The organism is Pseudomonas fluorescens (assembly GCF_902497895.1).
Taxonomy (GTDB): domain Bacteria; phylum Pseudomonadota; class Gammaproteobacteria; order Pseudomonadales; family Pseudomonadaceae; genus Aquipseudomonas; species Aquipseudomonas fluorescens_BP.
In genome coordinates this window covers 19,778-34,314 of sequence record NZ_CABVHQ010000015.1, presented here as the reverse complement: position 1 = coordinate 34,314, position 14,537 = coordinate 19,778, and the positions used below count along the sequence as shown (strand labels likewise).

12 protein-coding genes are annotated in these 14,537 nt (G+C 52.9%); 5 read left to right on the top strand and 7 right to left on the bottom strand.

Features of this window, described 5'->3' with window-relative positions; genetic code table 11:
* Positions 1–358: 358 nt before the first annotated feature.
* Entirely contained in the window at positions 359–577 is a 219-nt protein-coding gene (locus tag F8N21_RS09985; RefSeq protein WP_150641965.1) for a hypothetical protein, read from the top strand.
* A 178-nt stretch (positions 578–755) separates the two neighbouring features.
* Here F8N21_RS09985 and F8N21_RS09980 read toward each other — a convergent pair whose 3' ends face one another.
* On the bottom strand, positions 756–1,730 hold the full coding sequence (locus F8N21_RS09980; RefSeq protein WP_150641964.1) for a ribonuclease Z: 975 nt from the start codon (positions 1,728–1,730) through the stop codon (positions 756–758).
* Between the two features lie 228 nt (positions 1,731–1,958).
* On the opposite strand from F8N21_RS09980, the gene F8N21_RS09975 reads away from it, so the two are divergent.
* The 4 genes from F8N21_RS09975 to F8N21_RS09960 all read left to right on the top strand — a co-directional run bounded on the left by F8N21_RS09975 (position 1,959) and on the right by F8N21_RS09960 (position 6,822).
* Complete coding sequence (locus F8N21_RS09975) at positions 1,959–2,153, top strand: hypothetical protein (protein ID WP_191624281.1); 195 nt, start codon at positions 1,959–1,961, stop codon at positions 2,151–2,153.
* 237 nt (positions 2,154–2,390) lie between these two features.
* Positions 2,391–2,555, top strand: coding sequence for a general stress protein (locus F8N21_RS09970; RefSeq protein WP_150641963.1), 165 nt, complete (start codon positions 2,391–2,393; stop codon positions 2,553–2,555).
* A gap of 249 nt (positions 2,556–2,804) precedes the next feature.
* Complete coding sequence (locus F8N21_RS09965) at positions 2,805–3,395, top strand: cyclodeaminase/cyclohydrolase family protein (RefSeq protein ID WP_191624273.1); 591 nt, start codon at positions 2,805–2,807, stop codon at positions 3,393–3,395.
* 664 nt (positions 3,396–4,059) lie between these two features.
* Positions 4,060–6,822 carry a UvrD-helicase domain-containing protein gene (locus F8N21_RS09960; protein WP_150641961.1) on the top strand — a complete coding sequence of 921 codons (2,763 nt, stop codon included), beginning with the start codon at positions 4,060–4,062 and terminating at the stop codon, positions 6,820–6,822.
* Between the two features lie 122 nt (positions 6,823–6,944).
* On the opposite strand, the gene F8N21_RS09955 is transcribed toward F8N21_RS09960, so the two are convergent.
* The 6 genes from F8N21_RS09955 to F8N21_RS31450 form a co-directional block, all read right to left on the bottom strand.
* Positions 6,945–7,775: a DUF5677 domain-containing protein gene (locus tag F8N21_RS09955; RefSeq protein WP_150641960.1), complete on the bottom strand. Its 831-nt coding sequence runs from the start codon at positions 7,773–7,775 to the stop codon at positions 6,945–6,947.
* A gap of 99 nt (positions 7,776–7,874) precedes the next feature.
* Positions 7,875–9,041 carry a hypothetical protein gene (locus tag F8N21_RS09950; protein WP_150641959.1) on the bottom strand — a complete coding sequence of 389 codons (1,167 nt, stop codon included), beginning with the start codon at positions 9,039–9,041 and terminating at the stop codon, positions 7,875–7,877.
* A 208-nt stretch (positions 9,042–9,249) separates the two neighbouring features.
* The gene (locus F8N21_RS09945) at positions 9,250–11,571 is read right to left on the bottom strand and encodes a DUF262 domain-containing protein (protein WP_150641958.1); all 2,322 of its coding nucleotides are present in this window, start codon (positions 11,569–11,571) and stop codon (positions 9,250–9,252) included.
* Positions 11,572–12,630: 1,059 nt separating this feature from the next.
* Positions 12,631–12,999 carry a hypothetical protein gene (locus tag F8N21_RS09935; protein WP_150641957.1) on the bottom strand — a complete coding sequence of 123 codons (369 nt, stop codon included), beginning with the start codon at positions 12,997–12,999 and terminating at the stop codon, positions 12,631–12,633.
* A 75-nt stretch (positions 13,000–13,074) separates the two neighbouring features.
* Entirely contained in the window at positions 13,075–13,302 is a 228-nt protein-coding gene (locus tag F8N21_RS09930; protein WP_224788195.1) for an AbrB/MazE/SpoVT family DNA-binding domain-containing protein, read from the bottom strand.
* Between the two features lie 587 nt (positions 13,303–13,889).
* Positions 13,890–14,522, bottom strand: coding sequence for a DUF1353 domain-containing protein (locus tag F8N21_RS31450; protein WP_191624271.1), 633 nt, complete (start codon positions 14,520–14,522; stop codon positions 13,890–13,892).
* Positions 14,523–14,537 lie beyond the last annotated feature (15 nt).

The window sequence follows — 14,537 nt, the reverse complement described above, 5'->3', positions numbered from 1 at the left end:
TTTGTACGCTGCTACGTAAAATCTGAGTCCTGATCCTTCTGCGCGTAGTGCGGATTTCAATCTCAGATGCGTTCTTTTCTGACCTGAAAACCGAAGCCGACTTTTTCAACACAATCGGCCGTTTTCTGCCCTTCACCCACTGAGGAAGGGAGCCAACTGCCTAAGCAGATGCGGATGCGGAAGTGAGCCGCCACGGCTAAGTGTGTTCCGGAACAATGTCCCCTCACAAAAAAACCTTCGGTGGGCTTTTTTTCGCCTACTGGACACCAGCCCCCCGGAGGCCGGCCTACCATTGCCATAGTGAGTGGTTTTACGCGCACTCAGCCCTTGTCGTTCATTGCAAAAGGACTGCTTTTGAATGTCCGTGACCTACCTGCCGCTGGAAGCGTGGAACAAACACTGGAAACTCGACGGCCTACTGGTGCGCTGTCGGTTGTGTGGCAGTGCCCAGGGCCTCACGGACGCTGGTGCTTTTAGTCATGCGCTCGGCTGTAAAGCGCGGAGCGTGAAAGCCCAATATCCCAGTCAGGAACTGGCTTCCATCCTGCACCAAAAAATTCAATCGGGGTTGTTCTGATGCACGCCGGGATTCAAGACGGGCGTGATAGGACGGGTTAACTGAAAGTTTGAAAGGAAATGGTGGATTCGATGCATGGTCAGCACGTCTTCAAAACGCGCTTAATATTGTGAATGTTGAATAGGCGTGCTTGTTCAATATTTACTGAGTCTGAATTCGGAAACCGATAAAGTAAGAACTATTGCGACTGAGGGCCAATGGCAATTTTCAGGCGCCCATCCCGGTCAAGGTGGTAACGTTCTAGATCACGCGCCAGGATTAACTCGCCGGTGAAATATGCCGCTGCTTCCTCGCGGATATCTCCAATGAACGGGCTTCGCTCGGGATTAGATTGATAGCGTGCACTGAAGTGGGTAAGAACCAGATTTGGAATGCGGGCCGACTCGGCAAAACGCGCCACGGTGGCGGCACTGCTATGTCCATAAGTCTCGCGAGTACGATCGATTAGTGACTGAGTGAAGGTTGCCTCGTGCACAAGCACATCTGCACCAGAAACCACCTCGGCTAGCAGTTCGGGAGTATCGTTATCGCCACAGATGATGATGCGTTGACCGGGTCGCGCAGGACGTAAATATTGCTCCCCACGAAATAGACGTCCGGCATGCTCAACCTCACGTCCATGCGCCAACTCACCCCAAAGCGGGCCGCGAGGAATACCCTCGGCTTCCAGACGTTGCACATCCAGCCGCGGATCAGGATTTGATTCGGAAAATACAAAACCATAACAAGGCACGCGATGAGAGAGAGTAACGATGTTGACCTGAACATTGCCGTTTCGCCAGCCATTGAAGGTTTCTGTCGCATGCAAATGCAACTCGAAGGGCAGGCAGGACTTGCTGACGTTCAGGCTGAGGCGCACCCAGTCATGTAACGCAACCGGCAACACTATATCGAGCGGTTCGAGGCGCCCTGACATGCCGGCAGTGGCCAGCAGGCCGGGTAAGCCGAAGCAATGATCACCGTGTACATGCGTTATAAAGCACCCGCGAAGCTGTTGTAAAGACAACGGGGTGCGTAGAAGTTGGTGCTGGGTGGCTTCACCGCAATCCACCAGATACCAACCCCTGCCTAAGGATTCGATCAGGGCGATGCCGCTCACGTTTCGATTTCGGCTCGGAACGGCTGATGAAGTACCCAGAAATACGAGATCCATGACCGATCCTTCATTCAATTGATCTGATAATCAGGCAGCGAGCGAAGCGCCGAAAAAATCCTTTTTCCCCACCCTCATGTCTTCGACAGGCTGAATGGGCATTTGGCTCTGTGTTCTTCAGTTCCGGTGGTTACTGAAGCGGATATCTATACCGCTTGTCCCTTGCGCTGCACTTGGATGCACCGGGTTACTCCAAATAAGACCCACTACACCGCATTGGAAACCGCTATGAAACCGCATTCAACCAGCACTCAAAATTTGCCCGAAAACGACCCGAGCCATCCGAATGATGATGGCTGCATTTTGGGCACTGCCGGTCGCGACGAAGATCCAAATGCGACGACAGACTGGGATCACGAAAGCGACTCTGCGGGCAATGTGCTGACTCCGGAAGATGCGCGGCTTGCCCGGATACCCGAGTGATTCAGAAAATGATCAGGCACCCTCGATACCGTCGACGCGGCCGAACGGTGAAACGGAAACGGGTATTGAAACACCGGAACAGAACAATGACCGCGTTGATTGAGCGGCAGTAGTCGCATTTGAAGAGACATTTTTCACTGAGGCGGCGAGTAATACCCGTTGGTCGTGCCAGTGGGACGAAGCTCATGGTGCCGCCTCAAATGAAGGTAACTATTTTTTGCTTGAAGGAGATCAGCCATGACCAAACGACAAGAACCGCATCACGGCTTTTCCGATGACCCTCAAAAAGTCAAAGAGGCGGGGCGCAAAAGCGAGCCTAATGCCAATCTCGCAACTGACAAGGCAGAGAAAGCTCGAATCGGCGGACAACATAGCCATGGCGGGACGCGCGGAGAACGGTGATAAATAGCTGACCTGCTGACATGCCTACGTCAGCAGGTCGGTATCCTCATAAAGCAGTGGCGAGACGACGAACCAGAGCAGGATCACCGAGATCAGTTGAATGAGCATGACGTCGGTGAGGGGCTGACGGACGACGAGCGCGTCAGCAGCGAAGAGGAATCGGCGGGTGACGGAGCTAGGGTTACGCCGGGCCCAGCAGATGAAGAACGACGACCCAATCAGTAATACACTGCCTTGGAGGATATGCGGATGAGCATTTGGTCATCAAGCCTCGAGTCTTTTCGAAACAAAATTGCGGCCGATACTTCGGTACCAAGCTGTGGTGCCACGTCATGCGTCTGTGCCAGCTTCGGGCTTGCGCTTCTCCTCATGGCACTACGAAAATCCGCTGCCCGCGACCAGGAGGACGAGCGGAAAAAGACCATCTATGAGGTGGAGCAACTGATGGCCGTCATGAAGGCCCATGCCGATAATGATGTTCGGGCGTTCAGTGCTTTTATCAAAGAGCCACTGGTTGACTCTCAAGGTCACAGTCAGCAGCGAACACTGGAAATTACCTTAGGTGCACTCGCAGCTGCGAGATGCTGCCTTCAGGGCATCGAACTTGCGGAGAGGGGCTTACCAGGTGTGAAGTCATTCTTGCAATGCGATGTGGTCGCCGCCGTCTTAACCATGCACGCAAGCCTCTCGGCGCTATTGCTGAATGTCGATTCGGACGTTGATCAGCTCGTACCGTCAGCTAGGAGAACTGATCTGGTACATAGCCGCTCCGACCTTCAGCGAAAAGCCGATGAAGCGCTAGCTCGCGTCTGGCGTCAGCACAAACCGCTCCTGACGTGAGCTCGCAGCCAAAACGCATGATCAAATCGATACAGAGCCTCGACAGCTGGCGAGATCGACGAGAACAGGGGTGAGGTCAACGAGCTGCTAGGTGAGATTTAGAAGCCCTGGTAGGGCCCGAGCCCCCTTGAAATGAAAAAAAGCGAGGGAGTTCTTATATTTGATACCAAAAAAAAAAGCAGGGATCTCCATCAAATCGCTTTTTTCAGATTGCCACAGACTTTAGGGCAATCGACTCGATTGCTTCGCCGATGCTTTCGCCTTTGTCTTGCCTTTAGGAAATTTAGAAAGAAGTAAATGACAGGGAAGGGCGGCAGGGCGGCTTTGCCCGCAGGGCTGGGGGATCGCTTCTTTGCGACGTCAGTCGCGGCTATTTTTGATTTCAAAGCCACCCGAATTTTGACAAAAAAAACCTGGGTGGTTTATGTGTAGCGATGAGCAAGACAACGGGTATGCGCACCTAAGCATGGCTTGGGCTCAAAAACCCTGGAGAGGATGAACAGTAGGGGGTGATTCGCAGGCTGGTCATGGATATGGTTGGACGACTGGGGCTCATTTAACTACTGCCATTTTTCACTTGGCGGCCTCAGTTTTTCTTGGCTGACGTTCAGACGCAGGCGGCTGCGATACACTGATCAACAACTTTTTGGTCACGGAAAGACGCATGACGCAGGAATGGGCTCCATCGGACTGGGGGCGGCGCATTACGATGTCGTCGCAATGGCGATTACGTCTAGGCGACGAACAGTTGGAACTGAGGGTACTGGAGCAGGTGCAAGAAATCCCAATTGAGGATCTTCCGCTGCTACGAATACACCAAGGTCTGTTCTGGACGGATCTGACATTTCGCGCAGGTCAGCCAAATAGTACCCGAGTGGATGGTCTGCCCAACGCACAAACACCGGCATTGCAGGAAGCTCTACGACAGCTACTTGTTGACTCCCGTCAACGGCGGTTCGATTCCTACTACGCACAAATTTGCAGTTGGTTAGCTGACGCTATTCAATTGATCGATACGGTGCGTGTCAAACACCACTGGATTACTCATCTGGCACAGCAGGCAGTACTGAGTAACCGCCCTAATTTGCGAATCAGCAACGATGCGTTGTGGGAGTTATTCAGAACACCTGAGGTGCAGGTAGCCGTCTCTGATCGAGCCGGTGTGATCGAGCGAGATTTAAAGCGCTGGCAATACGATTGGCCTGCCGTTTGGACGCGAGAAAATGAGCAGCATGTTCTGAACGAACTCGTCGAGTGCCAAGACCTATTCGACCGAGTGGAAAGCAAGCCGCTAACGGAGCAGCAGGCGCGGGCTGTAATCTGCTTCGATAACCGTGTTCAAGCGATTGCTTCTGCTGGGTCTGGAAAGACGTCGACGATGGTCGCCAAGGCTGCCTACGGCATTCACCGTGGTTATATCGAGCCAGCTTCGATTGTAATGCTCGCGTTCAACGACGCAGCGTCGAAGGAGCTGGAGGAACGGGCTGCGTTGTCGTTCAAGCGCCTGGGAATGGACAATGTCTCCGTCCAAGGGCTGACTTTTCATAAGCTAGGTCTTTTGATCATCGGCAAGGCGAAAGGGAGGCGGCCGAATGTGCCAACCTGGGCGGTAAAAGATTCGGCATGCACGGAAAAACTGTCCGATCTTGTTGACCAGCTTAAGGATCGATCAGAGGAATTTCGAACGAACTGGGATCTCTTTCGGCTGGTATTCAATCGCGACATACCTCCCATGGGGCAAAGACCGATAGCTGACGTATGGGACAAAGAGGGTATAGGTCAATTGCTCACTCTTCATGGGGAGCACGTCGCCAGTCAAGAAGAGTGCATGATCGCGAATTGGCTGTTCTACAATGGTGTTGAGTACCAATACGAACGACCATACGAGCACGATACGGTTACGGCAGATCATCGTCAGTATCACCCCGATTTTTTCTACCCTGGGATCTCCCTCTATCACGAACACTTGGCATTGAATGCTGATGGTCAGCCCCCGGCACATTTCGAGAACTACCTAGAGGGGGTCGCTTGGAAACGCGATCAGCATCGGCTGCGCGGCACGGAACTTATTGAAACTACCTCACACCAGATGAGGACTGAAGAACCCTTCAAGCATTTAAGAACTGCTCTGACGGATCGAGGGATCCAGCTAGATCCAAATCCTGATCGACCTATTCCAAAGAATGGCCGCAAGCCAATGGAAAATGGCGAGCTCATCGGCTTGATACGTACATTCATACGTCACGCCAAGAGCAATAGCTTGAGTGCTGGCATGATGACTAACCGGTTGGAGGCAATTTCAAGCCAGGGGTTTAAATATCGTTATCAGATGTTTTTGGAGATTGCGTTGCCCGTGATCAGTGCATGGGATGCCGCCCTGAAGTTGGAGGAGGGGATTGATTTTGAGGATATGATTAACGAAGCCGCCGAATGTCTAGAGCAAGGATATGAGGCGCCGTATGACCTTGTGATGGCCGATGAGTATCAGGACGCCTCTCGTGCACGCGCTCGCTTTTGCCGCGCCTTGGTGGCGAAGCCTGGTAGGTACTTTTTTGCTGTAGGCGATGATTGGCAGTCGATCAACCGGTTTGCAGGGGCCGACGTTTCTGTAATGACAAATTTTCTCGAATGGTATGGGCATGGCCAGGTTCTGCGATTGGAGCAGACTTTCCGTTGCACTCAAGAAATCTGCGATATCTCTAGTCAGTTCATATCCAAGAATCCAGCTCAGCTAAAGAAAGTCGTACGGTCTGACACCCCTCCAATTGGGCCAGCCATACAGGCATTCCAAGTTGATGGAAGGGGGCAATTGAGCGGTGCCATCAGCCGCTACCTAGCAGACCTGTACATTGGACTTGTAAATGGCAGTATTCCTCTTGGTCGAGGTGGAAAAGTTTCCATTTTCATCCTCGGACGTTACAACAACGATGTGGTTTATGTCCCAGAGGGGTGGAAGCAGCGATATGGCGATCGCATCGATCTGACATTCAAGTCGATTCATAAGTCTAAAGGCGCCGAGGCCGACTATGTGATCCTACCTGCAATGCTTCAGCGTGGGTTTCCGAATCTTCGGGAGGATGACCCTGTGCTCATGTTGGCCATGCCCGAGGGGGACACATACCACCACAGCGAAGAAAGACGTTTGTTTTATGTTGCGCTAACGCGGGCTCGAAGGTCGGTAGCCATGTTTACTGTCATGGGTTATTGCTCGCCATTTCTTGATGAGTTGGTGGAAGAACACACTGTCCAAGTCTTCGACACTGAAGGGGAGGTTGTTCAAGAGGATCGGTGTCCAGCATGCAAGTCAGGAGTGATCATCATGCGAAATGGCAGCTACGGGGAGTTCCGCTCCTGCTCCAGCTTCCCTAAATGTAGCTACAAACCAAAAGCTCGCCAGCCACATAGAGCTGCAAAAATTGACCGATGAAAGACTAGCCCGGCTCCTTAGGGTTGGGCTGTATCAATATCTTAGGCAGAGTCAGATGGCGAACCACAAGGGTAGGGGATGCATCGGCCAGACGTTCCCCCGCACGTTATTGAAAGCATGCGTCAGGGACGGTCATATACCTCAGTTAGGTCTTCAGATCTGATGTACCACCAGTCAACCACCCTATTGGCTTGTGCCTGTCCCAATAGGATTGGCATGGATTCGGGAAAGGTTTTGACAAAGAGACGGATGTGATGCGCCAACACCATGTTTGTGGCGCCGATGATCGAGGATGCGAGCATTTGCTGATCACTTAGCTCTTGTGCATCGGTGATCTGTATCACGCTCATGAAGCTAGAATGGGCGTGGCCGCATACGTAGGAATACACATTCCGGAAGTAGGCAGAATGAAACCCGGCTAACTCGGCGAGGTCATGCCATTGCAGACCACCTCGCCACTCACCTTTTTCCAGCTTTTTTTGGCGGTAATTTGGCTCTGCTTGGAAATGAACAGACCGCTCCAACTCACTCCATAGTGCATCGACCTGTTGCTGGCTGGAGAGCTGTTTTTCTCGACTTTCTTCAGTAGTCGTTATCAGTTTGATGCGATCTTTTAGGCCGGCTAGACACCAAAGCTTGAATCGATATTCGCTGACAGATTCACTATCGGGGCTGAATAGGTAGTGACATACCAGATGTGTCTCAATAGCGGCACGGGCCAGCACCTGCACAGAACTGAAATCGTAGTATCCCGCGAGCAAGCGGCCATCCTTTTCTATTACGCATCCATCTGCCGCTGTGTACATCGAAATAAGATGACGGAAGAGCTTGATTGAAAGAGTTTGAGCGCGCGTTAACCTCTCGCTGCCAGAAATGGTTCGGCGACCATTGTTCGATTCGATCAGCAAGGTGAGCAAATCAATGAGAACGTGAAAATCAGCACGATAGTCCATTAGATTTCCTTTCTAAGCCGTGGAAGCATGCGCCAGCGATACGATGATCTGATTTCGCAGATTGAATACATCAGAGCACTGGCTGCTGATAGGTGACGATCAAAACCTATCCTGGTTCACCGCCAACCAGATGATTGCGTCTAGCTCCGCCAAGTTTTTTGCTGGATAGTCTTTTGCTCGTTTTAGTGCAGCCCGAAGCAGTCGTGCCGAGTGGATGTACTTGACTCCTTTGCTGGCACCTCGTGGCTTGGATGCTCCTGTGGCTTTTAGCCAATCGGAGACCGGTTTGTCTTTTAGGTGATAGCGCTTGGGGAAAAACTGGCAGAGCATCTCTGAGAAAAGTGCTCCTCGCGTGGTCACTCCTTCATCGGCGAGCCGATCGATCTCGCCTGTTACCACTTCATCCCGGGCAGGTTCTTCAGCATCAAGGACGCGAGTGAGGCTCGTTGCAAGCTCCTTAAAGTTGCTCCCCTTACCCTGTCGCTCCCAGCCAGCTCCCTGAAAACGACTTCCCTCATCACCGAAAAACCAGAGGCTTTTTAACTCGTGGTAAAAAACCATGTTCCGCTCATCATTCCAAAGACGGGCGCGAGAAGCTTTTCTGATGAGATTTTCTAGCGCTTCTTTAACCTTCCGAAAGTGGCGCATTTGCTGTCTGCGACCAGTTAGCGTGTCGTTCAAACCTTTCAGCTTGTTTGCTGGGGGGAGACCGAGATCAAACACAGAGTCATCCGCATTGGCCGCCCCCGGTTTTGTCGGCTTCTTAGGTTGAATGGCTTCGCGATATAGAGCCAACCAGCTATGGTCAAGAGTGACGCAACCTTCCTCCATACTCTGGATCCAGGCTTTTGCGGCGTCGAAAGAGCTCAGTGAAATTTTCGAGTAGCCGTTGGCTTCATGGTTTGTCGAGAACGCAGCCTTGGACAAATTTGAAGAGCCAACCAAGGCATATGCTGCACCATCCAGCTCGCGCCATATCATCGCCTTAGGATGGAATCCGTCGATGGACTCGGCAGCCAAGAACTGCGCTTTCCGGTTCTTCGGTAGCCACTTGATGACTTTTTCACAGGCAGCTTTGCGCGTGATTCCGAAGTCCTTGCCGACAATGAAAAGAAACGACCTGCACTGCTGGCCGAGGGGCTCTTCTATGCCCCAATCGGTTAGGTAAGCACTGACAATATAGAGCTCAACCGACTCGCTCAGTGCTCTGTGATAGATGTCTTTGAGGTTGGGGCCAGTGCTGTTTGGGAGCAGTACGAGATCCATGCAATATCCTATGCAGAAAGGGGGGAACGTGGGGTGCGCGATATAATGGTGACTCTCGTCGAGTCACCCAGGTGCGGTAACTCTTTTGAATGTCGTTCACAGAAATCGACAAAGACGTCCAGGTCAATTGCGTCATGGTTGTAACGGTGCCTTCCAAGTTGATGGGTGTAATTCATATTCAGCCCTTGATCCCGATGGGGCCGAAAATCTACATCGCTATCACCTGTATCGACCCTAGTTTCGTAGACACATCAAACCTCTCGGATTTTACTGCCCACGACTGAAAATCAGGCTCCTGGTAAAAGCGCGTGTATAGTGAAAATGCTCTTTGCTCGACGGCAATTTCAAAACTCTTGGTGCGTTCGAAGCTCCAGCAGCGGTCACCAGTCCCTTTTGCTGGTAGGCAGTTTATCCCTAACTGGGCCTGGTCAAGCTCTATAGCACTGGACTCCAACAACCTCAACGACCTGAGCTCCCGTGCTTCCCTCGTCAGCAGATCTTCAGAGTCTATTTCTGGCACCAAATGCAGTTTCTTGGCCGGCGCCAATGCACCGTCACTCCGGTTGTCGCTGCTACCCCAGGCACGAATATTCCCTATGCAGTTGCCGATCACGTAAGGCTTTCTCATGAACTCGAGAATCCGTGTGCCCTTGGCATAACCCGTCCAGTCGCCCCAATGCAGATGAGGGACGATATGGTCGTAGTCGTAAGGGGTGTCTTCGTCACGCCCGGCCACTGGATCACCATCCATACCCGCCACATAGCTGCGTTGAAGCCATAACAGTAAGGGATAGCGGTGGCTCGATGAAGTGCACCAGTGCTGCCAGAAGTCGCAGAGCTGCTTATCGGCCTCATCTTCTGGCAGTGGATTAAACCGGTTCACCCCGATGATTTCATTCGCGTGGCTAACTCGCGAGTCCGTCAGACCTGGTCGGGCCTCAAGCAGGGAAGGGTTTGGCATGGCCAGTGCCAGGCCTTCTCTTAGGATGGCGTCCATCATGCGATATCCAAGAGTATCGCCCAAGTGCTCGTCCCGGATGGATTGGGACACCACCAGATAGGCCTTCTTGCTCGCCCTGCGGTTGTCTTTGATACACAGCCACCATTGGAGGACGAATCGTAACGCATCGCAACGCCTGGATTCGTTTTGCACGGAGTCTGGGCCCGCCAAGTAGCCCACTTGCGCGAGCCTCAGTAAAACTTGCACTAGCGACCTAGAAAGATGGGGTAGGGCATGCCTTGGCAAGCCAGAATCAATCCCGCCACGGTAATCCAAGAACCCAAGAACCTGGTCGAAGCACTGGTGCATGACATCGCGAGTGAGCACTGGGAGAAAGGATCGATCAAGGAACCCATCCGTTTTGATCAGCTTGTGAAACTCTTCCTTTTCTGGGTTTTCCGGATCCGTTTTTATCTCAAGGTCGGTAGCGCAAGCCAATCGCAGAGCCGTCAGGGCCAGGTCGGTAGGGGACATTAAGCTGGCCACACTGCCATGGCCGTCACCGGAGTCATGATCATGCAACGCAGTGACCATCTGGTGCACCTCTGGACGCAGATGCTTGAGAATGGCGTAGACGTAGTCGTTATCTGACAGCTTGGTGGAGTTAGAGCCTATGCGGTTGAACAGTAGCGCCAGTGGAGGCTCAGTGCTGTCGGAAGCACTGGTGTCGAAAAGGCGCTCGTCGACGCGCAGCAAGGGGATCTGGGCTTCATCGATGCGCTCCAAGCCTGTGGCCAGAATCCCGATACGCTCGATAACCAGCTGTTGATGCTCTGATTCGAGAGCCTCCCACGCAGAAGTGGCCTGTGTAGCAGCCGTCTGCGACGGAGAAGGCGATTGCAAGACAGACAATACCTTTTGCTGCCAAACTGCAGATTGACCGTCACAGGCCTGCCACCACTGGATAAGCTCACGCAAATCTAAAGGTAAGGACTTTCTGTTGCTCCAGGGGAGTGTTTTTAGGAAGTCCGGGTACGAAGAGCTCTCAAGGTTGGTGCCTCTGACCTGATTCTCCCAGGCGGAGAGGGCTTTTCTGCGGTCGGAAAGAGGTAGCTTTACATTCGGCTTATCGCGGGAATACCCAAATGGCTGATTGCGCGTCGTAATCCGAAGAGTAAGTAGTTCACCCTTGCGTGGGGCGTCTGCAAAGTCGACCCAAATGCGATGCGAGATCGGCGTTTGGCTGGGTAGTGGCCACCCGGCCAGCATGGCAAGCGTACGCTGCTGGCCATCGACTAAACCAAGGCGCCCGTAAACTTGATCTTCATCAGGCTGAGCGCTGCCAACCAAGGCGATGCTCTTGGCGTTTTCAGGGAGCTCGCTGATTAGCAGGGCGCCGAATGGCAACCCCTGAAAGAGGGTGTCCCAGAGTTGGATGATTTGCGAAGGCTTCCAAACGAATCCGCGCTGAATCATCGGTAGGGAGACTTGCCACTCATCAGGCCTATTGCCGGCAGCCCAGTCGAGCCACTCGCGCAATCTTGAGACGCGGATGTTCTTTTGTGCATTGGCGGGGTCAAAAAAAATCATGATGGGCTTCCTTGCATTCAAAGTAGTTAAACTCAGCGATCCTATTTCTTTTAAGCCGGGGACACTTCACCAGAGGTTTTGAAAGCTCGGCCCGTCCGAAACTGGAGGCTGTGAAGGCCGACTAATCTGGATAGTCACAGGGGTCGGAAAGTCGACACCGACCATTGCCACCTCGCCTTGCTTGAGGTTAGGCAGGAATGCTGCAGCCGAACGATCTATCTCGCCACAGGCTCGTTCGACGACTTCACGGTCGCGATCATTGGTTAACCGGTGAACCAACAGCGTCCCCATCTGGCTGAGGACGCCTTCGGTGATATCCCGTGGTCGTTGCGTCGCCAAACAAATGTTCAAACCGTATTCATCGCATCTTGCCACAGCTTCCACATGCTCGGCCCACCAGCATCGCCGAGTGAGGTGCCGCTTCCTGCGAAGAATCCGAGGTTGGGAACTTGCAGGGAGGAAGAGAACATGTCGGTAAGGGCTGCGCGGTTAGAACGCATTAGAGAGTCATCTTCCGGCTCAACCCCTCTTATTGCCGCGTATGCCTCGACGGTCAAAGGCAGCCAATCAGTGGCTCCAGGTGGAAGGTATGCCTGCTGCCCTTTGTGTGTATCAGGCAATGGGGCTGGTGGTGGTGGTGGTGGAGGAGGAGGGATTTCAACTGGCATAGAGCACGATGCTGTGTTCAATATAATGGCTATACATTTTTAGCGGTTTGGCATACGTCACGGGAGGGCGTAGTCCATGCAAATCGCCGATCTGACATCATAGCGCCACTACGCAGCTAAAGCTCAGGATCATGACCGTTGTAAGGCCATGGTTGTCCAGCGAGCGTGCTAATAACGCTTTCAATGCGTACAGAAAATGACCGCCATGAATTCTGAAGCAGAGCTCCGGCGTCTTGAAACAAAGCGGTGGAATCACTCTGGACACTTGCCGGCATCCTCCAGGAGAGAGGGAAATTGCTTGAAGTTCTGGAGCATCAGTCTGGTGATAGCCGGAGGTCTTGAGCGTCGCCCACCCGAGTGCTGGGGGGCGACGCTCAACGATAGCCGCTCGCTAGTCGTAACAGTCGCGGGCACTTGTCCAACCCGTTGGCGGAGAGGTGATGATTTCTTCGGGTGCGAGGTTGGCGAGCTCAATGGCTGGCCTTCGATCAAGATCAAAGATCCGAGACCTTTCCTGCACGAACCACGAAAGCGATAAAAACTCGGTCGAGATGCGCTGGAACAGGCACTCGCTGATTCTGTATGCGCCCTTCATGAGATCGTCGGGATCTAGGCAGATTTGCATCGAGTGAGTGCCATCCATGAGCCAAGTGCAGTGAATTGCCTCCTCTTGGAACAGTTTTTTTGCCACGTCCAGATCGATCAGAACTACGACAGCGATTGCCTCCTGCATAAACAAAACGGCGTTCTGTGGCGACATGGATAGAGTGAATGGGTATGCGGGAAGCCAAGAAAGATCCGGCACTACACTTCAAGGAAGCGCATTACGCCTGCCTTATTTCACCTCGGCGTTGCCAAGCTGTCCGCTATCCCAGGCTTCAGTGAGCTCGTCTATTCGATCCGCGATTTGAGGTGTTTTTGATAGGACAAGGCAGCGCGTGTTGCCGACAAATTCTTCTATCAGGTACACAGCGTCGCCGACATCCAGCTCGAGTTCCTGCAGCGCTTCGTCCGGAATCCGAATTGCACCGTCACCATCCCATTCTTCGATCATTATTTTCATAGGTGGCTTTCTCACGTGTGGACTCCATTGCTTTGAGCTGGCAATGGTAGCGTGCTTTTGCGTCCAGGCTTATAGGGCAGCGAGCAAACGTTCGAGCTGTTCACGCTTCGAGGCACTCAATAGGTCGACAGGATCGGCTCCGTCACTCTGGCAGAACCCAAGTGTCCCGACTCAGCCATCAGGCGACCTGCAGTACACGCAGTAGTCTAGGGTGTCACAGTCATTGAAGAGGGTGAGTCGCAAGCCATCAATCTCCACAGGCATAAGGCCGTGATAGATCTCATTCCATGACTGGATGGAGCTTCGCATCATGATGCGTTTGCCAAGCGCGACGTCCATCAGCACCTGGCAGACCTTGCGGGTGGAGAGAGGAGAGGTTGTGTTCAAAGTAGTCTCTGCATGAATCATGGCACGTAGATAGCTGCTGCCCGGAGTTGGCAGTCACTCCAAGGGGCCTAGGCCGACTGAAGGCTTTCTAATCGAGGCTTTTACTCAGAGCACCCAGTTATCGGTTTTCAGTCACACGATGCATCGAACCTAGGGAGGCAATTCACAGTCCGCAATGGTCGGCCTACGTTGACTAGTCATCAAGAGTCGTTTCGAAGAAGTGCCAGGGCAGCTTTGCATATTTGTTTTGTCTGGGACTTGTAGCTCGTCCCTGATGGGGACACACCACGCTCCAATTTTGCTCGGGTAAGAATCGATTTCAGATCGTCATCCGGCACTGCTGGGCGGTCAAGCAAAACGCCGGTATACCTCGAGGTAAGATAGTGGCTCTCCCCCCGAGCTTTTGCCGCAGCATTGTCCTTGAAGGCCTTGTCTCCGAGTGGCGTCCTTACACCCGCGTAGACTAGATTTCTGGTAACTGGGGTTACGCCACTCTCAAACATACCCATAGAGAGAACTGCGTCGGCCTCGTCCTTTGTGCACCCCTGATCCCAATACAAAAAATCATGGATTATCGCGGGTGCCATAGAGCGATCGATTGGTGCTTCCCACCACCAGAGTGTCCGAGGAATGCTAGCGAGGTCGGTGATGAACCCCCGGGGCACCCTGATTTTGTAGTTCGTGTTCATCAGTTGATAGCCAAGCGGTATGGTCACGACGAAGACCTCGTCCCCCAATCGGGCGACAGAGGGGGGAGTAGGGGTCGCACAGGACGCCAGCAAGGTTGAAATTACCAGAAGGCTGAAACGGATGGGGCGGTAAGGTGTGAGCATCATGACTCCAGGGCG